The sequence below is a fragment of the Gehongia tenuis genome, assembly GCF_014384795.1.
Lineage (GTDB): Bacteria > Bacillota > Clostridia > Christensenellales > NSJ-53 > Gehongia > Gehongia tenuis.
Map to the genome: position 1 here is coordinate 67,975 of NZ_JACRSR010000003.1, position 25,747 is coordinate 93,721.

Below are 25,747 nucleotides of genomic sequence, written 5' to 3' on the forward strand. Positions count from 1 at the left end.
AAACCTGCCGAAAGCTTTCGGCAGGTTTTTTTGATCGCGGTGTTACTTGATGCCAGGAGTTGCGGAGTCCTTCAGAACCACATCGTGGGCGCCGCCCTCCACGATGGAGGTGGCGGAGACCAAGGTGATCTTGGCCTTTTGCTGCAGCTCGGGGATGGTCATGGCGCCGCAGTTGCACATGGTGTGGCGGACCTTGCTGAGCGTGAGGCCCACGTTATCCTTCAGGCTTCCGGCATAGGGAACATAGGAATCGACGCCTTCCTCGAAGGAAAGCTTGTTATCGCCGCCCATGTCGTAGCGTTGCCAGTTGCGGGCACGGTTGGAACCTTCGCCCCAGTACTCCTTCATGTAGGTACCGTTGATGTTCACCCGGCGGGTAGGGCTCTCATCGAACCGGGAGAAGTAGCGGCCCAGCATGATGAAATCGGCGCCCATGGCCAGGGCAAGCGTTACATGATAGTCGTAGACAATGCCGCCGTCGGAGCACACGGGAATGTAGATGCCGGTGCGTTCATAATACTCGTCCCGCGCCTTGGCGACCTCAATAAGAGCTGTGGCCTGGCCGCGGCCGATGCCCTTCTGCTCACGGGTGATGCAGATGGAGCCGCCGCCAATGCCCACCTTCACAAAATCCGCACCAGCCTCGGCGAGGAACAGGAAACCCTCCCGATCCACCACATTGCCGGCGCCGATCTTGACCTGATCGCCATAATGCTCTCTGGCCCAGGCCAGGGTAAGCTTCTGCCACTCGGAGAAGCCCTCCGAGGAATCGATGCACAAAACATCCGCACCGGCTTCCACCAGCGCCGGAATGCGTTCGGCGTAGTCCCGGGTGTTGATGCCCGCGCCCACGATGTAACGTTTGGAGGCGTCCAGCAGTTCCAGACGGTTCTCCTTGTGGGAGTGGTAGTCCTTGCGGAACACAAAATAGGCGAGACGACCGTCCTCGTCCACCAAAGGCAGGGAGTTGAGCTTGTGATCCCAGATGATGTTGTTGGCTTCCTTGAGGGTGGTATCCTTGCCGGCGTAGATCAGCTTCTCAAAGGGCGTCATGAACTCGGAGACCTTGAGATCAGGACTCATGCGGGAGATCCGATAATCGCGGCCGGTAACCACGCCAAGAAGCCTGCCGTTCGGTCCGCCGTCATCGGTGACGGCCACCGTGGAATGGCCGGTCTTTTCCTTGAGGTCCAAAATATCCTGAAGGGTCTGATCGGGCCTCACATTGGAGTCGCTGACCACGAAGCCCGCCTTGTAGTTCTTTACGCGGGAGACCATGGCCGCCTCACTGTCGATGGATTGACTGCCGTAGATGAAGGAAATACCGCCCTCCCTGGCCAGTGCAATAGCCATGGTGTCGTCGGACACGGCCTGCATGATGGCGGAAACAAGGGGAATGTTCATCTTGATGGCGGGTTCCTTGCCCTTTTTAAACTTGACCACCGGCGTTTCCAGGTTCACGTTGGCTGGAATGCACTCCGAGGAGGAATAGCCGGGAATGAGAAGATATTCGCTGAAAGTATGGGACGGTTCGTCATAAAAATACGCCATTTTTTTGCTCCACTCCTCTGCTAAAAACTTTCCCTGTTAAGTATGTTATTCTAACAGCATTGTCCCATAAAATCAACCAAAAGGGAACAAAAATTTTGGGGCCAAAGGGAAGGGGCTCAGGAAAGCCGAAAGGATACGGTGACCGCGGCGCCGCCCTCGGGAGCGTTGCCAAAGGAAGCGTTGCCGCCGTGCTTTTCACTCAAAGTTCTGACAATGTTAAGTCCAAGACCAAAATGGCCCGAAAGCTCGCCGGAGGGTTTCTTCTCCGCACGATAGAAGGGTTCGCCGGCCATCTTAAGGCCCTCCGCCGTAAAGCCGGGCCCATCGTCCGTGCAGCAAAGCCAAAGGAATCCGTCTTGGACATTCATGTCCAACAGCACCCGACTTTGGGCATAGCGAAGGGCGTTTGCCGCCAGATTTTCTGCGGTCCGAAGAACCATTGCCCCATCAAATCGAAGCTCACCTTTGATGGAAGAGTGAAATTCAATCCTCTTATCATACTCTTTAGCAAGAATGGTGAGAGCGCTTTCAAGACCATTGGAGAAGCTGGATCCATCCAGCGCTTTGGGATCGGGCTGGAGCTCCTCTAGGTTTTGCAGGGCGCGCATGGAAGCCACATAGTCTTCAAGGCGCTGGGTGGAATCGTGAAGAAGGGTTAAGGTGGAGGAAATCTTTTCATCGCTCAATTTCCCTTCCGGCCAGTAGGTCTGCAAAAACTCGGTATAGCCCTTAATCACGGTGATGGGCGTTCTCAGATCATGGGCGAAGGCCGCGTTGACCCGCCTTCGCTCCTCCATCATGCGCCACATGCGGCGGTTGTTTTCGGCAAGATCTCCCCGCATCCGTTCGAAGGCCTGGCACAAAGTGCCCAGCTCGTCTCCCGCGGGATAGGAAAAGGAAAAGTCGAGGTCGCTTGCGGCGATGCGGGCGGCGCCCTTTTGCAGCAGTTCAAAGGGGCGCTTGAGCTTGGTCCGGTAAAACTGCCGGTAGGCCATCAAAATCCATAGAAGAAACAGAATCACCGGCCCTGCAATGGAAGCCGCCCCGTAGAAACTGAGCATGAAGCTGTCGGAGGAGGAAAGCTCATAGCCCGAATGGGGGACGGTGTACAGGGCGTTATACTCCAGGCTGATGTTCTGGGCCGAGCGGTAGATGTCATTTGCACTCTCCTGCATCCAAAACACAAAGATGAAACTGGTGATGAGGGCCATCACCAAAGCGCCCAGAATGTAGACGATGAACGCCTTTCTGAGGGACATGCGGTCGATCCGCTCCCTCCAGGTGCGGCGTTTTCTTGGGGTGCGGCGGGAGGCCTTGGGCGCGGATTTTCTCTGACGCCGCCGTTCCCGCCATTCGTCAAGCAGGGAAGGGCGAAGCTCTTCATTTACCGGACCCATTTATAACCCACCCCCCAAACGGTTTCCAAATAGGCTCTGTCGGTGAACGCAGCAAGCTTCTGACGGATGCGCCGAATGTGTTCGGCCACCACGGCACTGTCGCCGGTGCCCTCATAGCCCCACACCCGCTCATAAATGCGTTCCTTATCAAAGACCTGGCCCGCATTCATGGACAGAAGCTCAACGATATCAAATTCCTTGCGGGCAAGAGGAATGGGCTGATGCTTGTAGCAGACGGTGCGCTGGCCGTAATCGATCACCAGATCGTCCATAAACCGGGCTTCGGTGCGGTGGCTGGCCCGCTCCTCCCGGCGGAGATGAGCGGCCACCCGGGCGCCCAGCACGTCCAAGCTGAAGGGCTTGACGATATAGTCATCACCGCCCATGGCAAAACCATTGATTTTGTCCATTTCCTCCACCCGCGCCGTCAAAAAAAGTATGGGACATCCCACATGGTCACGAATCTTCGCGCACACTTCCATGCCGTCCATGCCCGGCATGTTGATATCCAGCAGGATAAGATCGGGCCCTTTGCTCGCCTGGGCCACCGCCTCCTCACCGCATTTCGCGGTGAGAACCTGATAGCCGTTCATCTCAAAATAGTCCTTGAGCAGCGTTAAAATGCCCGGCTCATCATCCACACACAGAATCTTTTTGACCATGATATCCCTCCTTCCCATCATCCTACCTTAGAATTCTCAAATTTTCATCAACTTTTCATGGACCACGGAATTTTGCACAAGAAAAAAAGGCCCGCGGGCCCTTTTACTGCAAGACCATGGATAATCCGGAGATGGCCATGAACACATACACCACGCGGCGAAGTGCGGCGGGATTCATTCGGTCAAAGATCTTCTTGCCCACAAACATGCCTAGATAGAGGGGGACAAGACCCATGAGCCACCATTTTCCCACCTCCAGTGTGATAAGTCCGCTGGCAAAGCGCATCCCCAGGGTGAAGATGCTGGAGAGAGTAAAGTAGGCCTGAATGGAGCCGAAGTAATCTTCGTTGGATTCGCACACTGAAAGAAGATACACGGCCATGGGCGGGCTGCCAATGCCAAATAGACCGGTGGTGATGCCGGCAAGTCCGCCGGCGATGGCGCCGTTCCGCGGCCGGGGTTTGATATGGATTTTGCCGTTGAAGAAGGCAAAATAGATGCTGAACAGCACGAGCGCACCGCCCAGGAGCTTCTTCAGCAGTTCATCCGACTGTCCCACCGACAGGAGGATGATTCCAGCGCTGGTAAGGGCAAAGGCAATGAGCACGGGCACCAGCCGTTTCCACTGAATATATTTCCGCATCCGGATGGTGAACACGACGTTGGTGGATAGGCAGATGAGGGTGGTGACAGCAAGGGCCGTGTTGTAGGGCAGCACGAAGGGCAGGATGGTCATGGCCGTGATGGCAAGACCGAAGCCGGAAACCGCCTGCAGAACCGTTCCCAGAAAACAGACCGCTATGAAGACAATCACCGTGAGCGGTGTCATAGGTCACCTCCTACTTGATGAGCATGGAAAGGCCGGACAGGGCCATGAATACGTAGACCAGCTTCTTCAGATTATCGGGATTGAGGCGCTTGACCACTTTATGGCCGATGAAGATGCCAAGAAACAGGATGGGAATGCCGATGGCCCAATAGGTGAGAACGGTGGCGGTCACCATGCCGTTCAAAACGCGGACCAGGAAGGTGAAGGTACCGGTGATGACGAAATAGGTCTGTATATTGGCCAGATACTGTTCGTTGGAATCGCTGAGGGACAGGAGATACACCACCATGGGCGGCCCTCCCATTCCAAAAAGACCGCCTAAAACGCCGCCCAGGCCGCCGGCAATGGCTCCGTTGATCTTGGTGGGGCGAATGTGGATTCTGCCGCTGAAGAACAGGAAATAGATGCTCATCAGAATGAGCGCACCGCCCAAGAGCTTGATGAGGAGCTGATCCTGGCCTGCCGATAGGGTAATGCATACGGCGCTGACCACAAAAAAGCTGCAGATGGGCGGAATGATCCATTTCCATATGATATGCTTATGAAGTTTCCATACAATAATGACTGTCATGGTGAGGGACAGTGCTGTTGAGACGGCTACGCCCTCGCCGTAGGAAGGCATGAAATAAGGGAAAATGGACATCACAAAGATGCCAAAGCCAAATCCGCTCACGGTCTGAATGAAGGATCCAATAAGAGCGGCGGCCAAAAATATGAGGATTGTGCCTGGCGTCATGGGGGACCTCCCTTTATCTTCGGTATAACTACTTTATTATATAGGGAATGCCCGGTTTGGGCAAGGAAATGGAGGGCTTTGAATGAAAATAGAGCATGCGGCACTGTTCACGGAAAACCTAGAAAAAATGCGGAATTTCTATGTAAAATATTTTAACGCCCAGTCCAATGGCGGTTACCACAATCCCAAAACCGGGCTTCGGACCTATTTTCTGAGTTTTGAAGAGGGAAGTAGGCTGGAGATCATGAGCCGGCCGGATGTGCGGGACCGGCCAAGACAGGGTCTTGGGTACGTCCATTTGGCGTTTTCAGCCGGTTCCAGGGATGCGGTGGACAACCTGGCCGGCAGACTGCAAAAGGATGGCTGCAGAGTCCTCAGCGGCCCCAGGGTGACGGGAGATGGGTATTATGAATGCTTGGTGCTCGATCCCGACGGCAACGAGGTGGAGATCACTGAATAAAACTGGACGGTATGTGTCCACTTTGGTGTGGGATAATGGGGAGAAGGAGGGATGAACATGCTCGAAATACCGGAATGCAGAGTAATCGCAGGACAGCTGAATGAAGTGCTTCGGGGCAAACGCATTGAAAAGGCAGCGGCGGATGAGACCCATCATGGATTCGCCTTTTACTGTGGGGACCCGGCGGACTATCCGTCCGTGCTGGAAGGCCGGCAGGTGCAAGGCGCCTGGGCCTATGGCGGCCAGGTAGCCGTCGACGCCGGGGACAGCCAAATGAATTTTGCCGATGGAGCCACGCTGCGTTATACACCGCCTGGCGGCAAGATTCCTGCCAAGCGCCAGTTCTATCTGGCGATGGAGGATGGAAGCGTTATAACCGGGACCACCCGCATGTACGGCTCCTTCTATGCCTACCGTAAGGGGGAGTTCGATACCCCCTATATGCAGGCGGCCAGGGAAAAGCCCTCGCCTTTGTCGGACGCCTTTGATGAAGCCTATTTTAAGCGGCTGTGGAGAGAAAGTCAGCCAAAACTGAGCGCCAAAGCCTTCCTGTCTACGGAACAGCGGATTCCCGGCCTGGGAAACGGCGTGCTGCAGGATATCCTTTTTCGGGCGGGGATCCATCCCAAATCCAAGCTGGCGGCGCTGGATGATGGGGACAGGGAGCGCATGTTTAAAAGCGTGAAAACCACCCTTGCGGCCATGATCCAGGGGGGCGGACGGGATACGGAGAAGGATCTGTTCGGCCGGCCCGGCGGCTACCGAACGCTGCTTTCCCAAAAGACCTATGCCATGCCCTGCCTCGAGTGCGGCGGCCCCAGAATCCGCCAGGCCTACCTTGGCGGCAACGTCTACTTCTGCCCGGTCTGCCAGCCTTTGAAGCAAGAAAAAAAGCCCTGATTTCAGGGCTTTTTTTTAAGCCGGTTCAATCTGCTGGAAAAGCTTTCGAGTGGTGAAGTAGAACACAATGCAGGTGGTTATTATGGCCAGCATATCGGCAATGGGCTCGGCGATGAGAATACCGGTGACGCCCAGGAATTTGGGCAGGATGAGAGCGAGAGGAATGAGCAGGATGACCTTTCGAAGAAGGGCCAAAAACATGGAAGTCTTGGCCTGGCCGAGAGCGATAAGGGTGTTCTGACAGGCAAATTGCGCTCCCATGAGCAGCATGCCCGCCATAAAGATGCGCATGCCCGGCACGCCCAGCCGCAGCAGCTCGGGATCCGCAGAAAAGATGCGGACAAACATCTGGGGAATGGCCATTGCCGCTGCCCACATGACCGCGGAGAAGGCGATGGAACTGATGATGAGCAGCTTGAAGGTCTTTTTTACCCGGCCCATGTTCTTGGAGCCGTAATTGTAGCTGATGATGGGCTGAGCACCCTGAGCGAGACCCATCATGGGCAGCGTGAAAAACTGCATGGTGCTCATGATGATGGACAGGGTGCCGACGTAAAGATCCGCGTCGGCCCCGCCGTAAGTCTTCATTCCTGAATTGAGGGTGAGCTGCACCAGACTCTCGGTGGACTGCATGATGAAGGGGGATAGGCCGAGAGCCAGCACCGGCAGAATGACCCTGCGTTCCAACCTGAAATATTTGCGGCGAATGCGAAGGGTGGTCTTTTTGCTGAACAAAAACCGGAGAACCCAGAAGGCGGAGATGAACTGGGAGATGATGGTGGCAAGCGCCGCACCGGAAACGCCCATGTTGAACACGAAGATGAAAACAGGGTCGAGAACGATATTACAGATAGCACCGATAAGAACGGTCATCATACTGGTCTTGGCGAACCCTTGGGCGCTGATGAACTGGTTGAGTCCAATGGAGACCTGTACAAAGAAGGTTCCGATCAAATAGATGGAAAAGTATTGATTGGCGTAGGGCAGGGTGTTTTCCGTGGCGCCAAACATGAGCAGGAGCTTTTCCTTGGTGAAGAAGAAAAAGATCATCAGCACCGCAGAAATGATGCACAGGCACACGAAGGCGTTGGACAGGATCTTTTCCGCCTCATCCATGCGTTTCTCGCCCATACGAATGGCGGCCCGGGGCGCCCCGCCCATTCCCACCAGGGCGGAAAAAGCTGAAATGATCATGATAATGGGAAAGGATACGCCCAGAGCAGCGAGAGCCAGACTGCCGCCTTCAGGAATGCGGCCGATATACATGCGGTCCACGATGTTGTAAAGCGCATTGATCACCTGGGCGGCAATGGCGGGCAGAGCCAGGCTCCAAAGGAGCTTGCCCACGGGCATTTCGCCCAGCTTATTGTCGTTATTCACATGATTCCCCTCACTTCCACAAAAAAACAGCCCGTTCGGGCCTATCTCATTATAACGCCAATGGCGAAAAATGAAAACCGAATCTGGGCTGGGGGAGAGGAGCGGAATTCAGCCGTCCCTTCTTGTTTTACGGGAAATCTTGCAGGGAACGCCGTAGGCAATGGAATTGCTGGGAATGTTTTGATTGACCACGCTTCCAGGTCCGATGACCACGTTGGAGCCGATTGCAATTCCTGCACAGATGACGGTGCCGGTTCCAATCCATACGTCGTCTCCCAACATTATGGGCCGGGCGTAGGCAGGATAGTGGGTGCTTCCGTGTTCATCGTAGGCAATTCGATCATTGGCGCCCAAGGAACGTTCCAGCGTGCTGATTTTGACGCCGGCCTCGATGATTACGCGGTTGCCAATACGGATTTCTCCATAATCCAGCAAAATGCAGTCACTGTGAATGAAAACATCATTGCCGATTTTAATGTTGCTGCCGAATTCACAGTGGAATGGGCGATTCACCAGAAGGTTCCTGCCGCAGACGCCCATGAGTTCGCCCAGGATGGAGGAAAGCTGGGTCTGATGGCCCGGCGGAACCTCATGAAAATTCTTCAAAGTGCGAACAGCCCGGTCATGGGCGGTCAAAATTTCAGGATCGCACATGTCAAAGGCCTCGCCCTGCAGCATCTTTTCCCATTCGGTACGGGCGGTGGACGCCAGATTCTTGACAAAATAGTGCCGTACCTGATCCTTTTGGCTGGTTTTCACCCGGGCGAATTCCTTATAGCCGCGTTTATTATAGAAATCGGGGGTTTGAAACGAATAGGTATTGACCTCCATCTGACGGGCGCCCAATCCTCTGGCGGCCCGCTCCAAATGATCGAGGAGCATGCTGCCATAACCCTTGTGCCGCAGCGTGGGTTCCACCCAAAAATAGTCGAGGCGTACGGTCCTGCCCTCCATCGAGGCCACAATGCCGCCCACACATCGTCCCTTCTCATCCTCCAGATGAAAGGACAGGTCCTCGCTGCCTTCCGGATAGGAAGCGTTGTATTGGGCAAGCCGTTCCTGAACAAAATGCTTATCCGATTCTTTGCTCGATCTGATCTGCACTTGCGCTACCTCCTCACAGTTATTCAGATGGGCAGTGCAATGAAATCCCAACCTATTGTAAATTATGAAACATTTTTTATAACAGTTACAGGATACCACTTTAGTGACCTTGTGTCCATGATTTGTAAAAAGATCGAAATTTGGGGGGCACAAATTGGTCAATACGTGATACAATGAAAAGGATTTCTTACCATGTTGGAAGAAAGCGGGGATGATTTGTGAGGAAGCGGCCCATTCAGGGCGTTGCTACAAACGATTCCAGATTCGCAAAAACAATGGATAAATATTTTACGGTGAAGGCCATGGACTGGCGGCAGGTGGTTGCAATCATCATCCCCCTGCTGGTTGACCAGGCCTTTGTGATTGGTCTATCCCTGCTCAACACAGCCATGATCAGTTCCTCCGGGGTGGCGGCGGTTTCCGCGGTCAACATGGTGGATTCGCTGAACATGTTTTTGATCAACGTGTTCATCGCAGTGGCGACCGGCGGCACGGTGATCGTGGCCCAGTACAAAGGCGTGGACAACATGAATATGGTTTCCCGCTCCGCGACACAGGCGGTGTCTTCAGTATTCATGCTGGCTGTGGGGCTTGGCGGCCTTCTGGCCATCTTTCATACGCCGGTGCTGAACCTGCTGTTTGGCGGTGCGGAGGCCACCGTGATGGAGAACGCCAGTATATACATGGTGGGCTCCTGCTTATCCTATCCCGGCGTTGCCGTTGTCCAGGCCGCTATGGGCGACCTGAGGGGCGTGGGGGATACCAAAGCCTCTCTGGCTATGTCCCTGGTGATGAACCTCTCCTACGTGGCGCTCAATCTCATTTTGGTGACCTTCATGGGTATGGGAGTAACGGGATTCGTGATCTCCATGAATGTTTCCCGCTATGCCGCCGCCATCTGTTCGATCTTCTACCTTTCCCATCACAATCACAATATTCATTTCCGGCTTAGGGATGCCGTTCATCTGGATTTCAAAATTCAAAAGTGGATGCTCACCGTGGGCGTTCCCTTTGCCGCGGAGCAGATGTTTTTCAATGGCGGCAAAATTTTGACCCAGACCTTCATGGTTCAGATGGGTACCCTTGCTTTGACCACCAACGCCATTTCGGCGTCCATTACCATGCTGCTGCAGATTGCGGCAAATGCGCTCAACCTGGCGGTGGTGACGGTGGTGGGCCAATGCATGGGAAGGCGGGACGTGGAGGATGCAAGACGGATTACCAGATCCTTTATCGTGTTATCCATGCTGACCTTTGTGGTGAGCGCGGTGGTGGTTTTGCCGCTGTTTCCGCTCATTGTCCAGCTGTTTGCACCGCCGGTGGAAATCGTCGGAGATATTTTTCTTATCACGGCGCTCTGCGCTATTGCGGACCCGCTGCTGTGGTCCTTTGGCTTTATCGTGCCCTCCGCTCTTCGAGCGGCGGGGGATGCAAAATTTACGTCCGTTGCCGCGCTCATCTCCATGTGGGTGGTGCGAGTGGTCCTTGGCTATGTTTTGGGCGTCGTGTTTAAGCTTGGCATCGTGGGCGTTTGGGTCGCCATGTTTATCGAGTGGGGCTCCCGGGGCCTGGTTTTCACACTTCGTTTCCGGGGCAGCAAATGGTGCAAACATAATCTCATAGGTGAATCATAATGGGGGGTATCATATGAGGCGCAGGCATCCAAAGAGCCATCCAAAATTGGAGGGCTTTCTCAACAAGTATTTAAGCGGAGCATCCATGAATTACAAGATGGTCATTGCCATCATCATTCCGCTGCTGGTGGATCAGGCCTTTATCAATGGCCAGACCCTGTTCAACACGGCCATGATCAGCGCGGCGGGTGTGGATGTGGTATCGGCCGTCAGCATGGTGGATTCCATCAATATGTTCCTGATCAACGTGTTTATCGCGGTAGCGACCGGCGGTACGGTGATCGTGGCCCAATACAAGGGTGCAGGGAATGCGGAGATGGTCTCCAAGGCCGGAACCCAGACGGTGACGGTGGTGACGCTCCTTGCTACGGTTCTTGCCATCGGCGTTGCGGTTTTTCATCATCCCATTCTCATGGGCCTTTTCGGCGCCGCTGAACCTGCGGTCATGAGCAACGCCCAGGTGTACATCATCGGCTCCGCCCTGACCTGGCCGGGAGTGGCCGTCATCCAAGCGGTGTGCGGATCCCTGCGCGGTGTGGGTGACAGCAAATCGTCCCTGTGGCTCTCGCTGGTGCTCAATGTAAGCTACGTCCTGTTCAATCTGCTGTTCATCAGCATCATGGGCATGGGAGTAATGGGACTGGTGCTCACCCAGGTGATCTCCCGTTATGGTATGGCGGTGGTATCCCTGGTGTATGTCACGAAGTACAATTTCAATGTCCGTTTCCGGGTCCGCTACGCCCTCAAAATGGATCTAAAGATGCAAAAACGCCTGATGTCGGTGGGCCTGCCCTTCGGAGCGGAGCAGCTGTTCTTCCATGGCGGCCGGCTGATCATGCAGACCTTCATCGTGCAGATGGGTACGGCCGCTATTACGGCCAATGCTATCGCCAATTCCCTGTCCGTCCTGAATAACACCGGCGCCAACGCCCTGTCCATTGCGGTGGTGACGGTGGTGGGCCAGTGCATGGGCAGGCGGGATGTGGAGGATGCGCGGAAGTTCACCAAATCCTTCATGTTCCTGGCAGGCCTGTGTTTTGTGGTCAGCGGTGTAATTTTGATCGGACTGTTCCCGTTGATCATTCAGCTGTTTGCGCCGCCGCAGGAACTCATCAACCAGATTTTCTGGCTCATTTTGACCTGTGCTTTGGCTGATCCCGTTCTTTGGAGCATCGCCTTTGTTCTGCCCTCCGCCCTTCGTGCGGCGGGCGATGCCAAGTTCACTTCCGTTGCCGCGCTGACCTCCATGTGGGTGGTGCGGGTGGTCCTGGGCTATGTGTTGGGCATTGTGCTCAACATGGGTGTAATGGGTGTGTGGCTGGCCATGTATATCGAATGGGGAGCACGCTGTGTGGTCTTTGGACTGCGGTTTAAGGGCGACAAGTGGTACCGTCATGACCTGATCGGCGAGTGATGATCCGTAAAGAGCAAAGGGCAGGCTGAGCCTGCCTTTTGTTTTAGGCTGTGTTACAATGTTCTTAGCTCAGATAAGGGGTGAAATCATTGAAAAAGATTATTATACTATACAACCAGGTCTATCGTATGCCGGATGAATATGTAAACCAAGTCCGCAATATGGCCTCCGGCTATGAGGTCATGGTGGTGCGCCAGGATGAACTTACTGACGAGATGCTGGAGGAGGCGGAGGTGATCACAGGACACCCTGACGCAGAGCGTCTGGCCCGGGCCAGACAGCTGAGATGGCTGCACATCCAGTCGGCAGGTGTGGACAAGTACGCCGATCCCGCCCTTCTGCCCTCGGAAGATGTGGTGGTCACACGGACTGCCGGCGTCTTTGGCACCACCATTGCTGAACACGTGGTGGGCATGATGATTGCTCTTTGCCGCGCATTTCCGATCTATGAGGCCAATCAGCGTGACAGGCAGTGGAAGCGGCTGCCGGAGGACAGCTATCGGGAGATCAGCGGCGCCACGGTACTGGTGGTGGGCGCGGGAGACCTGGGCGGAGAGATCGCAAAGCGGCTTTCGGGATTTGACTGCCGCATCCTGGGTATACGGAGGAGCGCCCGGCCGTCCCAGTATTTTGACGATGTGTACGGAATGGCGGAACTGCCTGCGGTCCTGGGCAAGGCGGATTTCACGGTGATTGCTCTGCCCAGCACCGAAGAGACGCGGGGCATGTTCGATGCTGGACTTCTTGCGGCCATGAAGCGGGACAGTATTTTGATCAATATTGGACGGGGGGATATCGTGGACACGGCGGCTCTGGCGGCAGCCCTTCAATCGGGACAGCTGGGCGGCGCGGGGCTTGATGTGACCGATCCCGAGCCCTTGCCGGAAGTGAGCCCTCTTTGGTCGCTGGACAATGTGATGATCACGCCGCACGTATCGGGCTTTTCCCCCAAGGTTCCCGCCAGGAGGGCCAAGCTCTTCCTGGACCTGCTCTCCCGCTACCTTGCGGGCGAAGAACTCTATTACAGGGTGGATTATACCAAAGGCTATTGAGGGCTTGCTTATTGGAATGGCTTTTGTTATACTGAATGAGTACAATTATGTCACTTATACCATTATGGGAGATTTGCAGTAAGGAAGGCGAATCATGTTTCAGAATTTTTTTAAGAGTTTTTCACCTCACGATGTGGGGATCGATTTGGGAACGGCCAGCGTGCTGGTCTATATCAAGGATCGGGGCATCGTTCTAAGGGAGCCGTCGGTGGTGGCCATTGATAAAAAGAGCGGGAAGCTTCTGTCGGTGGGTGATGAGGCCAGGCTCATGCTGGGACGGACGCCGGGCAATATTGTGGCCATTCGTCCTTTGCGGGACGGCGTGATTTCCGATTACGATGTGACGGAACGGATGCTTCGCTACTTCCTGCAAAAGGTGGTGGGCAAGAATCTTTTCCGGAGACCCCGGGTGGTCGTATGCGTACCCAGCGGTGTCACGGAAGTGGAAAAGCGCAGTGTGGTGGAGGCGACCTGCGAGGCGGGCGCCCGCCATTGCTATTTGATCGAGGAACCCATTGCCGCGGCCATTGGCGCCGGTATCGATATCGGCAAGCCCCGGGGCACCATGGTGGTGGACGTGGGCGGCGGAACCACTGATATCGCGGTCATCTCTTTGGGGGGCGCTGTAGTCAGCCACTCCATCAAGGTGGCTGGCGATAAGTTTGATGAAGCCATCACGCGTTTTATGCGCAGAAAATATAACCTGCTTGTGGGTGAGCGTACGGCGGAAGACCTTAAAATCAATATTGGTTCCGCTTTCCCCCGCAAGGAGCAGGTATTCATGGAGGTCACCGGCAGAAATCTCATTTCGGGTCTGCCAAAGACTGTCCGCGTGGGCTCTGATGAAATGATTGAAGCGTTGGAGGAGCCTGTACAGCAGCTTTTGGAAGCGGTCCATCTGGTTCTTGAAAAGACTCCGCCGGAGCTGGCGGCGGATATCTCCGATTCGGGTATCATCATGACTGGCGGCGGGGCTTTGCTTTATGGCCTGCACCGGCTCATTCAGGAGCACACCAAGGTGCCCTGTTATGTGGCGGAGGATCCCGATTCCTGTGTGGCTATCGGCACGGGTAAGGCGCTGGAGGAGATCAGCGTTTATGCGGAAACAGCCGTTTTTGACTACAAACGGGGAATGTAAAGAGGGAAACCATTTTAAAAGCTCTGATCTTTTAAGATCGGGGCTTTTTTAGCGGAATGTTATAGAAAAGGGCGCCTTTTGTCATGGATTTGAAATATACTTCGTTGACAGCATTTGGACATGGCTTTATAGTAAGTAGGTAATGAAACTGTAGGTGGTGCTTGGATGAATCGGACCCGGATCATTCGGATTTTAGCGGGCGTGCTTGGCGCACTGATTTTGTGCGCAGGTGGTCTGTGCTACTATACCTATTCCATGGCAAAGGAGATCATGAAGGACCCTCTGTCGGTCTTTGGTAAGGACGACAGCATCCAGGATGCACATGCCAATTTGACGGTCACGGCCACCAATGATCAGGGCCAGGTTGTTACCAAGAAATACGACCGAGGCGTGGTCAACATCCTTTTTTTGGGCGTAGATGCTGATGATGCTCGGAGAGAAGGAAAGTCCGATGGAGGCATGAACACGGATGCCATGATCCTCTTCTCTTTCAATTTTGAGAAGAAGACCATCCGGGCAATCACCCTTCCTCGGGATACCCGGGTGGAAATGGATTATCTCAACGCCAAAGGTGAGCCGGTGAAAAAATCCACCTTCAAGATCAATGCCGCCTTCGCCTATGGCAAGGTGGAGAGCAACAAGGATGAGTACGGCTTTAAGAATGCCATGAACACCGTGAGCGGCGTGCTGGGCAATGTGCCCGTCAGCCATTATGTACAGATCGATATGGATGGCATCGGTCCCATCGCCGATTCCGTGGGCGGAGTGGACGTGTACGTGCGGGATAATATGCCGGCATTGGGCTATTCTAAGGGATCCACCGTTCATCTGGAAGGGGATGCCTGTGAGGAATTCTGTCGTGCCCGCTATGGCGTGGGCGACGGCGGCGATCTCGGTCGGACCCAGCGTCAGCAGGATTTTTTCCTGGCCTTTGCCAAAAAAGCAAAAAGTACTGGCATCGTAAATTTGTTCACCAATGTTTATCCTCAGGTGAGCAAGTATATCAAGACAAACCTGTCCGCTGATGAAATGCTCACCATGGCCAACTCTCTCAATGAGATGGACGTAACGGATATTCAGATGTATACTCTGCCTGGCGTGCCTCAAAACATCAACGGCGGCAGCTACTACGTGATCAGCGAAGATGAGGCGGATGAAATGATCCACGAAATATTCTTTGAATAAAACTGAATTTTGAAAGCGCGGAAACGCGCTTTTTATTTTTGATCTGGTAATTTTGGACAAATGCGATATAATAGATATAGAACCTCGCAAAAAAGGAGGTAGTGAATGTGAAGTCAGTAATCACAATAAGCAGGCAGTATGGCAGTGGCGGCCGTAAGATTGGCATGATGCTGGGAGAGAGGCTGGGAATCCCGGTCTATGACAAGGAACTCATTAATATGGCGGCCAGAGAAAGCGGAATGGCCAAGGAGCTTTTTGAACAGAATGACGAAAAGGTGGAAACAGGCCTGTTCCATTCCTATACGCAGCTCAATGAACGGCTTTATTTGGCTCAGTTTGATACCATCAAGAAGATCGCCAAGGAAGGTCCCTGCATCATCGTGGGCCGCTGTGCGGATTATGTGCTGCGGAAGATGGATAGCCGCTGTGCAGTTTTTATTCATGCGCCGCTTCAGGATCGAATCGACCGCGCCATCAAGGAATATGGTGTTCCCCAGGATAAGGCGGCCTCAGTGGTCTCACAGCATGACAAGCAGCGTATGAAGTACCACAACTACTATGCGGATTCCCAATGGGGTGATGTTCGCAACTATCAACTGGCCGTGGACAGCGGTTGGCTGGGCGTGGAAGGCGCCGTGGATCTTATTGAGGCCTGTATTAAGCTTCGAGAGGCAAAGATAAAATAACAACGGAAGGGCTGTGGCTAAAGCCACGGCCCTTTTTTCATGCCAAAAAGATAGGCCCCGCTGGAAATATTCAACGGGGCCATCACTCGGAAAGGGGACTGAGAAAGCCTTACTTAGCGGGTTCCACCGTATAAAGAACTCTCAAGCTGGCCCACGGGAAGCAGGCCATGCCGGGAATATTGGTGCCGTCACCAGCGACAGGGAAGTTCTTCCAAACGCCTTCATATACACAGTAGAATCTGAGCGGACGGTACATGAGAGGAATCACGGGAATATCCTTCAAATAGACCTTGTCAAGAGCGGTGTACAGTTTTTTCAGCTCTTCCAGATCCTCGGTTTGAGCGATCTGATTCACCAGCTCGGTCGCCTCATCGCTCTTGTATCGGTTAAAGTTTTCGAAAGCCTGATCGCCAACCGGAGGCGTCTTGGAGCCATCCATGATAAACTTGCAGCGGGCCCACGGCTGGGAAGGATCCATGTAGGAACCAGGACGCTGCATGATGATATCAAACTCACCATTCTGGGAATCGCTCAGCCACACGGACTGCTCAGGCAGCTCGGAACCGGCATCGATACCCACAGCTTTGAGGCTCTGGGCCACGATCTCCAAAGAGGCGGTCCAATCGGAGAAGGACTTCGGGCACTCAAGACCCCAGAAACCAAGGCGGGTGCCGTCGGGCAGCACGCGGATGCCATCCGAACCCTTTTCAGCACCGATACCGTCGAGAATCTCGTTGGCCTTGTCGGGATCATAGGTCCAGCGGAGGGATTCCAATTCTTCATCCACGTTCAGGTACTTCTCCTGCTCGGCGGGAAGAAGAAGGGAAGCCACCACGTCGGGAGAGTAGCCGCTCATGGCGAGCTCAATGATCTGGGGGTAGTTGATGGCATGTGCGATGGCACGGCGCACATCAGCATTGTTCAGACCGGGTTTCTCCATGTTGATGAACAGCATGGGGATGGTGCCGGGAGTGAAATAGGGGAGTTCATCCAGATAAGCGTGGTAGGGTTCGCCGTTCTCCCACAGCTTCCACATCTGAGGAATGAAGTTCTCGTTGTAGTCGATCTCACCGGCCTGGAAAGCTACGGTGTTGGCGGCGTTGTCTTTAAAGACGATATGAGCCAGATATTTGGGGGCGGGCAGCTTGCCAAACATGGAATCGGCCTGGCCCCAGTAGTTGTCGTCCCGAATGAGGACCACGCGGGTGTCGTCATGATAATAGACCTTGTAAGCACCGGTTCCGACGGGGTCCCAGTTCTCCCACTGACGGATCTCGGCTTCCTCCATGGTCTCGGTCATGGGCTGCCAGATGTGCTCGGGCAGAATGAGAACGTTCATGATCTGGCGGTGAATCAGATTTTTGCCGATGCCTTCAAGCCGCACAAAGTTTACGGTGTGGTCATCCACAGCGACGATTTCCTTGCAAACATCCCAGGTATCGGAACAATACAGGGAATAATCTTTGCCCATGCCATAGGAGAATACCACATCGTCAGCGGTAAAGGGTTCCCCATCGGACCAATGGGCGTCGGGATTGAGCTTCACCTGGAGGGTATCGTCATCGATCCACTCGTAGCTTGTGCCCAACAGCGGCTCCAAACCTTCGGTATCCATGTTGTACATGAAAAGCGCCTCGTAGGTAAGGAACACGGAGTTGCCGCTGCAGGGATAGGCGCCGGTGCCGGACAGCGGGTTGAAGTTGGTGGGCGGCGCATGGATCTGACCGCCAAGGTACATGGTTTCTTCACGGGGCAAATTAGCAACGTCAGCAGAGGCATCCTCGCCGGATGGTTCCGGCGTTTTGTCCGCCGCATCCCCAGCAGCACTGGGCGCCGGCGTGCTCTCATTGTCCGTGCCTCCGCCGCATCCGGCCAGAAGCAAGCCCACCAGAGCCAGGACCAGAGCCAGACATAGGATTCGTTTGAGGTTCCCTTTCATAATCGATCCTCCTTTTAAATGGGTTTTTTATAGCATAGCAAAAAGCTATAGCTTCAAGACGCAGCCCTCCACGGGCAACGTGGTCAAATCCATTGTATATGGAGTTCCGTCGATCGTTTGTGCTTTAGGGAATTACAAGATAAGCGCTGGAAGAAAAGTAAAAACGTTTCACTACGTTGAGCCCATTATAACGGATTTACATTCCATTTACAAGATGAAAAAGAAAAAAAGATAATACAATTCTGTTTCAATTATAGGTGAAGAACGATAAAAGCGACAGAATAGATGAACAGCTTCTATTGTTACAGCAGTTCCAGTGCGTGCTGCAGAAAAATGCGTTCACGAGTTTCGATGAAACTTGCCCAATAGGGATTCTTAGCCTGATGGCCATACTTCAATAGATAAAGGGCTTCAGCAGGACTATGCCACTCCAGATGTGTATTTGATTTTTGCTCCTGGAGGGTCATTTGAGGTTTGGAGGCGGCTCCGTTGACTTCAGCCAAAAAGCCATAGGAGCGTTGAGCCGAATGGTAGCGGCGGCGCTGTTCGTCAATGCGGCCAAGCTCCTTAAGGATGGTGCAGGGATAGCCGGTTTCCTCCAGAACCTCGCGGTGAAGAGCAGAACAGGGGGTCTCGCGTTCCATCAGGCCTCCGCCGGGCAGCGTGTAAATACCCAGTTTGTCCATGTGCATCAAGGCGACTTCACGGTCTTTCAGCAGCACCGCTCTTGCCGTCAAACGTGGATGGAAGGGGGAGATCCAGTGAACGGGGAGCTCGGAGGGGGTGAATACCTGAACGGTTTCCTCTGATCCGTCGGCTATAAAAGCGAGCAGTTTCAAATCCGATCCTCCTGAAGACGGTAACTTTTGTCCCAAAGTCCATATTGGTCCATATTCTGGAGAGCCGCAAGCATCTTCTCTGGAGCATCGGGTACCAATTTTTCCATATGCCGAATCAGTTCTTTCATATCCTGACGCCGGGTTGCACCGTCCACGGGACAGGGGTTTTTAACCACTGGAAAATTAAGCTTTCGGCTTACGCCCAGGATGTGTTTCTCCGCTGCATAGATCAAGGGCCTGATCACGGTAATTTCTTTCCGGGAAAGATAGGTGACGGGCTGGAAGGTATGGAGCCGCCCTTCATAGAGCAGACTAAGCAGCAATGTCTCAATTGCATCATCCCGATGGTGGCCCAATGCAACCTTGTTGCAGCCCAATTCCTTGGCGGTATCATGAAGTATCCCCCGGCGCATCTTGGCGCACAGGGAGCAGGGACTCTTTTCCCTTCGTTCCTCGAAAATGATGGGCCCGATTTGGGTGGGCCGGTAATGGAAAGGGACCTCCAAACGCTGGCACATCTCACGAATGCCCGTTACATCAAAGGGCTCATAACCCATGGAGAGGGTGACCGCATGAAGCGTAAAGGCCTTTTTGGAGAACTTGCGGTAGCGGGCCATGGCCTCCAAGAGGCACAGACTATCCTTGCCTCCGGAGATGCCAAGGAGGATAGCGTCGCCTGGAGCGATCATATCAAAATCATCGTCAGCTCGGCGCAGACAGCCCAGCACTTTTTTCACGGTTGTTCCCCCTTTGTCTTTCTTTCAGTATAAACGGTGTACGCTATTTTACGCAATGAAAAAGCGGCGGAAAATTCCGCCGCTTTGTCTTAGAAAGAAGTTGGCCCCGCCGGTAACCAACGAGCGGGGCCACTCGGAAAGGGGATCTACACCCTATTCAGCAGGCTTCAGCTCGTAGAGCATCTTGTAGGAGGTGTACGGGAAGCAGGCAAGACCAGGAATGCCAGTTCCGTCGCCCTCCTGGGCAAATCCGGTCCACACGCCTTCATACACGGAGTAGAAGGTCAGCGGGCGGTACATGAGGGTAAGCACCGGAATATCGGTGAGGTAGATCTTGTCAAGGGCGGTGTACAGCTTCTTCAGCTCTTCTTCGTCCTCGGTGATGGCGATCTGCTGCACCAGCTTGGTAGCTTCCTCGTTGTTGTAGCGGTTGTAGTTCTCAAAGGACTGCTCACCCAAGGCAGGGGTATTGGAGCCGTCCATGATGAACTTGCAGCGCGCATAGGGCTGCGAGGGATCCAAGTAAGCCGCGGGCCGCTGCATGATCATGTCGAACTCACCGGTCTGGGAGTGGTTCAGCCACACAGACTGCTCGGGCAGCTCGGAACCGGCGTCGATACCCACGGCCTTGAGGCTCTGAGCCACGATTTCGAGAGAAGAAGTCCAGTCGCTCCAACCCTTCGGGCACTCAAGACCCCAGAAGCCGAGGCGGGTGCCGTCGGGCAGCACGCGGATGCCATCCGAACCCTTCTCAGCGCCGAGACCATCGAGGATCTCATTGGCCTTGTCGGGATCATAGGTCCAGCGGAGGGATTTCAACTCGTCGTCCTCGATCAGGTACTTCTCCATCTCATCGGGCATGAGGAGGGAGGGCACCACATCGGGGGAGTAGCCGCTCATTGCAAGCTCGATGATCTGGGGATAGTTGATAGCGTAGCCGATGGCACGGCGGATGTCGGGGTTGTCAAGACCAGGGGTGGTCAGGTTGAAGTACAGCGATACCAGCATACCGGGTTCGTAGTAAGGCAGATCGTTCAGGTAAGCATGGTAGGGCTCGCCGTTCTCCCACAGCTTCCAAATCTGGGGAATGAAGTTCTCGTTGTAGTCGATCTCACCGGCCTGCATGGCGGTGGTGTTGGCGCTGTTATCCTTGAAGATCACGTGGGCGATGTACTTGGGTTCAGGCAGCTTGCCCCACATGGATTCGGCCTGGCCCCAGAAGTTGTCGTCACGGATGAACACAACGCGGGTGTCGTCATAGTAGTAAACCTTGTAGGGGCCGGAACCGACGGGATCGAAGTTTTCGAACTGACGGATCTCGGCTTCCTCCATGGTTTCCATCATGGGCGCCCAGATGTGCTCAGGCAGCAGAGCAACCTTCATGAGTTCGCGCTCGATCAGGTTCTTACCAATGCCTTCCTTTTTGATGAAATTAACGGTAGAATCGTCCACAGCCACGATGTCGTCGCAGACATCCCAAGTATCAGCCGAGTAGATGGCCATGTCCTGCCGGTACCAGAGATGGGGTTGAAGTTCGTGGGCGGGATTAGAATTCTCACTTTTATCTTGAAGAAAACTTGGAACATAAAAATAGTAAAAAATCAACTGTATTTATATTTTCTAGGGCCTTTTCCGTTGAATTCTGAAGTCCAGGAATAGAGCGGCGCCGATCAATACCACCGCGCCGATGATCCAAAGGGGAGAGGTGCCGCCCAGCTTGCCTGGGTCAAATCTTTCGGGAGTGGGCGTTGGAGAACCGGCCAGAATGGTAAAACTGAGGGTGTATATCAAGACGGTCACGAGGGCCAATAAACTGCCTATTCTTTTTAAAACATGTCGGTTTCTCATGGCATACTCTCCTTTTTATACCTATTAATATTATCATAGGCTAATTTGGGTAAAAGTCAATCCCGGAAGGAGAGTAGAAACTGCGTTGTTGACACCTGTAAGAACATTCCTCTATAATGGGAGGAGTTTGAAAGGGTGGAATCTACAATATAAAGGAAGTGTGAAATGGGAAATATCGTACCGTATCTTATTGTGTTTGGCGTGTCCATGCTCCCCATCGTTGAGCTCCGTGGGGCGATTCCCTACGGCGCAATCTACGGCCTGCCCTTGGATATCACCTTCATCTTGGCACTGCTGGGTTCCATGGTACCTGTACCTTTTATTTTGTGGCTTTTTAAACCGGTATTGGCGTGGTTGAAAAAGCTCAAATTTATGCATCGTTTTGCAACATGGCTTGAAAACAAGGGGGAAAAGGGAGCTAAAAAGGTGCGCGAAAGTAAGGGAATTTCGTGGGCGCTTTTTGTATTTGTTGCAATACCTCTTCCTGGAACTGGAGTTTGGACGGGAAGCATGATTGCCACCGTTTTAGAGCTGCCCTTCAAAAAAGCTATTTGGCCCATTCTGGCTGGTGATATTACGGCGGGCATCATTATGCTGATTCTATCCGCTGCGGGTGTGGCCATCTTCTAAATGAAAGTGGGGCATGCAAAATAAATGACGAAAAGTCATTTTTCGCAAAACCGTTGACAAGCTATGGAGCCCATGGTATGGTACAGATAGTACAATTTAATAGGGAACCTTATTGAGAGCGGTGGAGGGAATAGGCCCGATGAAACCCGGCAACCGGCGCATGGGGCGCACGGTGCTAAATCCTACAAGACGGCAGCGTCTTGACAGATAAGATTTGTTGAACCGCTTCCGCAAGGAAGCGGTTTTTTGATTATGGTACAAAGGGGTGGAGCAAATTGAAAAGATTTTTCAGTTCGGAGTCGGTGACGGAGGGACATCCGGATAAGATATGCGATCAGATTTCCGACAGTATCCTGGACGCCATGCTGGAGCAGGATCCGGAAAGCAGGGTGGCCTGTGAGACGGCGGCCACCACGGGCCTGGTCATGGTAATGGGTGAGATCACCAGCCGGGCCGCGGTGGATATTCCCTCCATCGTGCGCAAAACCATTGTGGACATCGGCTATGACCGGGCAAAGTATGGTTTTGACGGCCAGACCTGCGGGGTGATGGTGACATTGGACAAGCAGTCGCCGGATATTGCCATGGGGGTGGATAAAGCGTTGGAGGCCAAGGACGGCGCCGAAGAGGAGGCTGCGGCCACCGGCGCGGGAGACCAGGGCATGATGTTTGGATATGCATGCAACGAGACGGAGGCTTTGATGCCCCTGCCCATTCAGCTCGCCCATGAACTTTGCCGGAAGCTTGCAGAGGTCCGAAAGAACGGGACACTGCCCTATCTCCGGCCGGACGGCAAGGCGCTTGTTTGTGTGGAGTACGACGACAACACGCCTGTGCGGGTGGATACGGTGGTGGTATCAACCCAGCATGATCCCAACGTGCCTCTTGGCACCATTCAGCGGGATATGATTCAGCATGTGATTGAGCCGGTGATTCCGGCGGAATTCCTGCAGGACACCCGTTATCTGGTCAATCCCACCGGACGGTTCGTGGTGGGCGGTCCTCAGGGAGACAGCGGGCTCACGGGCCGTAAGATTATTGTGGATACCTACGGCGGATTTGGCCGCCATGGCGGCGGCTGTTTTTCGGGTAAGGATCCCACCAAGGTGGATCGCTCGGCGGCCTATTATGCCCGCTATGCAGCCAAAAATGTGGTGGCGGCGGGTTTGGCTGACCGCTGTGAAATTGAGGTGGCCTATGCTATCGGCAAGGCCAATCCGGTGAGTGTCCGAGTGGATACCTTTGGTACGGGCAAGGTGGATGAGCAGAAGCTGAGCCGGGCCGTGGAGGCGACCTTTGACTTCAGACCTGCCGCCATCATCCGGGAGCTGAATCTTCGCCGGCCCATCTACAGATCCACCGCCGCTTACGGTCATTTCGGACGGACGGATATTGATCTGCCCTGGGAGCATACGGACCGCACGGAAGAACTTTTGGAAAGGGTGCGCTGATGCCATCGGAAGAAGTATTAACGGGCACACTTGAAAATGTAGTTTATTATAATGAGGAAACTGGGTTCACAGTGCTGGAGATCGCTCTGGATGAGGAGGACGAACTGGTCAGCGCTGTGGGCGTTCTGCCGCCCGTATCGCCGGGAGAACGGGTGAAGCTTTTCGGACGCTTCGTGCAGCACCGGGAATATGGCCAGCAGTTTCGTGCGGAACGCTTGGAGACCATGCTGCCCACCGATCTTCGCGGTGTGAAGCGCTACCTTGCCTCTGGTCTGATCAAAGGCATCGGAGAAGCCACAGCCTCACGGATTGTCAACCATTTTGGGGACGAGACGCTGAATATTCTGCGCTACAATCCCCTCCGCCTGGCGGAGATACCGGGAATCGGTGAAAAAAAGGCGGAGGGCATTGCTGAGTCCTTCATGGAGGCCAGAGGGACTCAAGAGGTCATGGTCTTTTTGACGGGTTATGGCATATCCGCCAATTTTGCTATGAAGATTTATAAGCTTTATGGCGCCAATGCCATCGCCAAGATCCGCCAAAACCCCTATTGTCTGATGGAGGATGTGGCGGGCATTGGTTTTAAAAGCGCCGATAAGATTGCCCGGGAGATGGGGATTGAAAAAAATGCGCCCTTCCGGCTGATGGCGGGGCTGGCCTATATTTTGGACGAATCGGCCTTTGGCATGGGCCACTGTTATCTGGAGAAAAGGTTTATTTTAGAAAGCGCTTCCAATCTTTTGGAAGCGCCGATTGAGAGCGTTGAGGCAGCACTGCAGTCCTTGACCCTGTCCCGGAAGGCGGTGGTGGAAAAGACCGCTGAGGAAGAGCGGGTGTACAGCATCGATCTTTGGAACGCCGAGAACCGGACCGCCAATCTCTTGGCGGAGCTCATGGAGGCCTCGCCCAAGCTGGACTTGGATGGCGCGAAGGTGGAGGAGGAACTGGATATCACGCTGGGCGAGGGCCAGCATAGAGCCCTTGAGATGGCTTTAGAAAATCCGGTGGTTGTAGTGACCGGCGGGCCGGGCACGGGAAAAACCACGTTGATTCGTGCGCTTATTGGCGCGTTTTCCGACTATGAGGTGGCTTTGGCGGCGCCCACGGGCCGGGCGGCTAAGCGGATGAGCGAAGCCACCGGTATCGAGGCCCAAACCCTTCACCGGCTGTTGGAATATGGTCAGGGAGAGATGGGGTTCATACGCAATGAAAGCAATCCTTTGGAGATGGATGTGCTCATTGTGGACGAGGTATCCATGATGGATATTCTGCTCACCGAGGCGCTGCTTCGGGCGCTGCCCGCTGGCTGCAGGCTGGTGCTGGTGGGGGATGCCGATCAGCTTCCTCCGGTGGGCCCCGGAAACTTCCTCCGGGATGTGATCGCCTCCGGCGCGGTGCCGGTGGTGCGGCTGACGGAGATCTACCGTCAGGCGGATGAGAGCCTCATTGTCGTCAACGCTCACCGCATCAACGGCGGTGAGATGCCCATCCTGAACCGGCGGGACAGCGACTTCTTTTTGGTGGGCGCGCCGGATGGAGTCAGCGCTGCCAAAACGGTGGTGGATCTGGTGAAGCGAAGGCTGCCCAAATATCTTGGCTGCGGTCCGGAGGAGATTCAGGTGCTGGCGCCCATGCGCAAAGGTGAGGCGGGGGTCACCCATCTCAATTTGCTGCTGCAAAAGGCGCTGAATCCTGCTGCCGCCGGGGAGAGGCCCTTTGTTTACCGTGCCGGTGACAAGGTAATGCAGATCAAAAACAACTATCAGCTGCGCTGGACCCGGGATTTCGAGGAAGGGCTCGGCATCTTCAACGGGGACATGGGTTTTGTGGAAGAGGACGACGAACGGGAGCGCAGTCTGGTGGTTCGCTTCGACGATGGACGGGAAGCTGAATATGGCTATGAAAACGCTGACGAGCTGGAACTGGCCTATGCGGTATCCGTTCATAAGAGCCAGGGCAGTGAGTTCGCAGCAGTGGTCATGCCCGTCTTGGCGGGCCCGCCCAGACTGTATACCCGAAACCTTCTTTACACGGCCATCACCCGGGCTAAACGGCTGGTGGTATTGGTGGGCAAAGAGCGGGATATCTATCGAATGGTGGATAACGCGGAGGTTCAGCAGCGCAACAGTGCATTGGCGGAGCGGCTTATCCGGGCATTGGATTGAGGTGGAACGT

23 protein-coding genes and 1 riboswitch are annotated in these 25,747 nt (G+C 54.3%); of the genes, 11 read left to right on the forward strand and 12 right to left on the reverse strand.

Annotated features, from left to right (window positions below; genetic code table 11):
* Positions 1 to 42: 42 nt before the first annotated feature.
* From H8696_RS08200 to H8696_RS08220, 5 genes are all read right to left on the reverse strand, one after another.
* Positions 43 to 1,551, reverse strand: coding sequence for an IMP dehydrogenase (locus H8696_RS08200; RefSeq protein WP_249316491.1), 1,509 nt, complete (start codon positions 1,549 to 1,551; stop codon positions 43 to 45).
* Positions 1,552 to 1,667: 116 nt separating this feature from the next.
* Positions 1,668 to 2,948: a sensor histidine kinase gene (locus tag H8696_RS08205; protein WP_249316492.1), complete on the reverse strand. Its 1,281-nt coding sequence runs from the start codon at positions 2,946 to 2,948 to the stop codon at positions 1,668 to 1,670.
* Positions 2,936 to 3,610, reverse strand: coding sequence for a response regulator transcription factor (locus H8696_RS08210; protein WP_249316494.1), 675 nt, complete (start codon positions 3,608 to 3,610; stop codon positions 2,936 to 2,938). The genes H8696_RS08205 and H8696_RS08210 overlap by 13 nt, the downstream gene beginning before the upstream one ends.
* Positions 3,611 to 3,713: 103 nt before the next feature.
* Positions 3,714 to 4,439, reverse strand: coding sequence for a sulfite exporter TauE/SafE family protein (locus H8696_RS08215; protein WP_249316496.1), 726 nt, complete (start codon positions 4,437 to 4,439; stop codon positions 3,714 to 3,716).
* A 10-nt stretch (positions 4,440 to 4,449) separates the two neighbouring features.
* Positions 4,450 to 5,175, reverse strand: coding sequence for a sulfite exporter TauE/SafE family protein (locus H8696_RS08220; RefSeq protein WP_249316500.1), 726 nt, complete (start codon positions 5,173 to 5,175; stop codon positions 4,450 to 4,452).
* 82 nt (positions 5,176 to 5,257) lie between these two features.
* On the opposite strand from H8696_RS08220, the gene H8696_RS08225 reads away from it, so the two are divergent.
* Entirely contained in the window at positions 5,258 to 5,635 is a 378-nt protein-coding gene (locus H8696_RS08225; protein WP_249316502.1) for a VOC family protein, read from the forward strand.
* Between the two features lie 57 nt (positions 5,636 to 5,692).
* The gene (locus tag H8696_RS08230) at positions 5,693 to 6,535 is read left to right on the forward strand and encodes an endonuclease VIII (RefSeq protein WP_249316504.1); all 843 of its coding nucleotides are present in this window, start codon (positions 5,693 to 5,695) and stop codon (positions 6,533 to 6,535) included.
* Between the two features lie 15 nt (positions 6,536 to 6,550).
* Here H8696_RS08230 and H8696_RS08235 read toward each other — a convergent pair whose 3' ends face one another.
* A complete protein-coding gene (locus tag H8696_RS08235; RefSeq protein ID WP_249316877.1) occupies positions 6,551 to 7,888 on the reverse strand; it encodes an MATE family efflux transporter in 1,338 nt (445 codons plus the stop codon).
* 135 nt (positions 7,889 to 8,023) lie between these two features.
* A complete protein-coding gene (locus tag H8696_RS08240; protein ID WP_249316506.1) occupies positions 8,024 to 9,019 on the reverse strand; it encodes a GNAT family N-acetyltransferase in 996 nt (331 codons plus the stop codon).
* Between the two features lie 275 nt (positions 9,020 to 9,294).
* On the opposite strand from H8696_RS08240, the gene H8696_RS08245 reads away from it, so the two are divergent.
* The 6 genes from H8696_RS08245 (at position 9,295) to H8696_RS08270 (ending at position 16,128) form a co-directional block, all read left to right on the forward strand.
* A complete protein-coding gene (locus H8696_RS08245) occupies positions 9,295 to 10,653 on the forward strand; it encodes an MATE family efflux transporter (protein WP_407926377.1) in 1,359 nt (452 codons plus the stop codon).
* Between the two features lie 13 nt (positions 10,654 to 10,666).
* Entirely contained in the window at positions 10,667 to 12,067 is a 1,401-nt protein-coding gene (locus tag H8696_RS08250; RefSeq protein WP_249316510.1) for an MATE family efflux transporter, read from the forward strand.
* Between the two features lie 89 nt (positions 12,068 to 12,156).
* Positions 12,157 to 13,119 carry a D-2-hydroxyacid dehydrogenase gene (locus tag H8696_RS08255; RefSeq protein ID WP_249316512.1) on the forward strand — a complete coding sequence of 321 codons (963 nt, stop codon included), beginning with the start codon at positions 12,157 to 12,159 and terminating at the stop codon, positions 13,117 to 13,119.
* A gap of 94 nt (positions 13,120 to 13,213) precedes the next feature.
* Complete coding sequence (mreB, locus tag H8696_RS08260) at positions 13,214 to 14,257, forward strand: rod shape-determining protein (protein ID WP_249316514.1); 1,044 nt, start codon at positions 13,214 to 13,216, stop codon at positions 14,255 to 14,257.
* A 165-nt stretch (positions 14,258 to 14,422) separates the two neighbouring features.
* Positions 14,423 to 15,442 carry an LCP family protein gene (locus H8696_RS08265; RefSeq protein ID WP_249316516.1) on the forward strand — a complete coding sequence of 340 codons (1,020 nt, stop codon included), beginning with the start codon at positions 14,423 to 14,425 and terminating at the stop codon, positions 15,440 to 15,442.
* A 107-nt stretch (positions 15,443 to 15,549) separates the two neighbouring features.
* Positions 15,550 to 16,128 carry a cytidylate kinase-like family protein gene (locus tag H8696_RS08270; RefSeq protein WP_249316518.1) on the forward strand — a complete coding sequence of 193 codons (579 nt, stop codon included), beginning with the start codon at positions 15,550 to 15,552 and terminating at the stop codon, positions 16,126 to 16,128.
* Between the two features lie 109 nt (positions 16,129 to 16,237).
* Here the strand turns inward: H8696_RS08270 and H8696_RS08275 are convergent, their stop codons facing one another.
* The 5 genes from H8696_RS08275 to H8696_RS08295 all read right to left on the reverse strand — a co-directional run bounded on the left by H8696_RS08275 (position 16,238) and on the right by H8696_RS08295 (position 21,491).
* On the reverse strand, positions 16,238 to 18,067 hold the full coding sequence (locus H8696_RS08275; RefSeq protein WP_249316525.1) for an ABC transporter substrate-binding protein: 1,830 nt from the start codon (positions 18,065 to 18,067) through the stop codon (positions 16,238 to 16,240).
* 302 nt (positions 18,068 to 18,369) lie between these two features.
* Positions 18,370 to 18,906 (reverse strand): NUDIX hydrolase, encoded by a 537-nt coding sequence (locus H8696_RS08280; RefSeq protein WP_249316527.1) that lies wholly within the window; start codon positions 18,904 to 18,906, stop codon positions 18,370 to 18,372.
* Complete coding sequence (locus H8696_RS08285) at positions 18,903 to 19,643, reverse strand: tRNA 2-thiocytidine biosynthesis TtcA family protein (RefSeq protein ID WP_249316529.1); 741 nt, start codon at positions 19,641 to 19,643, stop codon at positions 18,903 to 18,905. Before H8696_RS08285 ends, H8696_RS08280 begins: the two co-directional genes overlap by 4 nt.
* Positions 19,644 to 19,796: 153 nt before the next feature.
* On the reverse strand, positions 19,797 to 21,146 hold the full coding sequence (locus H8696_RS08290) for an ABC transporter substrate-binding protein (protein ID WP_249316531.1): 1,350 nt from the start codon (positions 21,144 to 21,146) through the stop codon (positions 19,797 to 19,799).
* A gap of 117 nt (positions 21,147 to 21,263) precedes the next feature.
* Complete coding sequence (locus tag H8696_RS08295; RefSeq protein WP_249316533.1) at positions 21,264 to 21,491, reverse strand: hypothetical protein; 228 nt, start codon at positions 21,489 to 21,491, stop codon at positions 21,264 to 21,266.
* A gap of 165 nt (positions 21,492 to 21,656) precedes the next feature.
* Between H8696_RS08295 and H8696_RS08300 the strand changes: the two genes are divergently transcribed.
* The 3 genes from H8696_RS08300 to recD2 all read left to right on the forward strand — a co-directional run bounded on the left by H8696_RS08300 (position 21,657) and on the right by recD2 (position 25,737).
* Positions 21,657 to 22,121: a COG2426 family protein gene (locus H8696_RS08300; RefSeq protein WP_249316538.1), complete on the forward strand. Its 465-nt coding sequence runs from the start codon at positions 21,657 to 21,659 to the stop codon at positions 22,119 to 22,121.
* A gap of 106 nt (positions 22,122 to 22,227) precedes the next feature.
* A riboswitch (SAM riboswitch) is annotated at positions 22,228 to 22,335 on the forward strand.
* 61 nt (positions 22,336 to 22,396) lie between these two features.
* The gene (gene metK, locus H8696_RS08305) at positions 22,397 to 23,572 is read left to right on the forward strand and encodes a methionine adenosyltransferase (RefSeq protein ID WP_249316542.1); all 1,176 of its coding nucleotides are present in this window, start codon (positions 22,397 to 22,399) and stop codon (positions 23,570 to 23,572) included.
* On the forward strand, positions 23,572 to 25,737 hold the full coding sequence (recD2, locus tag H8696_RS08310) for an SF1B family DNA helicase RecD2 (RefSeq protein ID WP_249316544.1): 2,166 nt from the start codon (positions 23,572 to 23,574) through the stop codon (positions 25,735 to 25,737). The genes metK and recD2 overlap by 1 nt, the downstream gene beginning before the upstream one ends.
* Positions 25,738 to 25,747 lie beyond the last annotated feature (10 nt).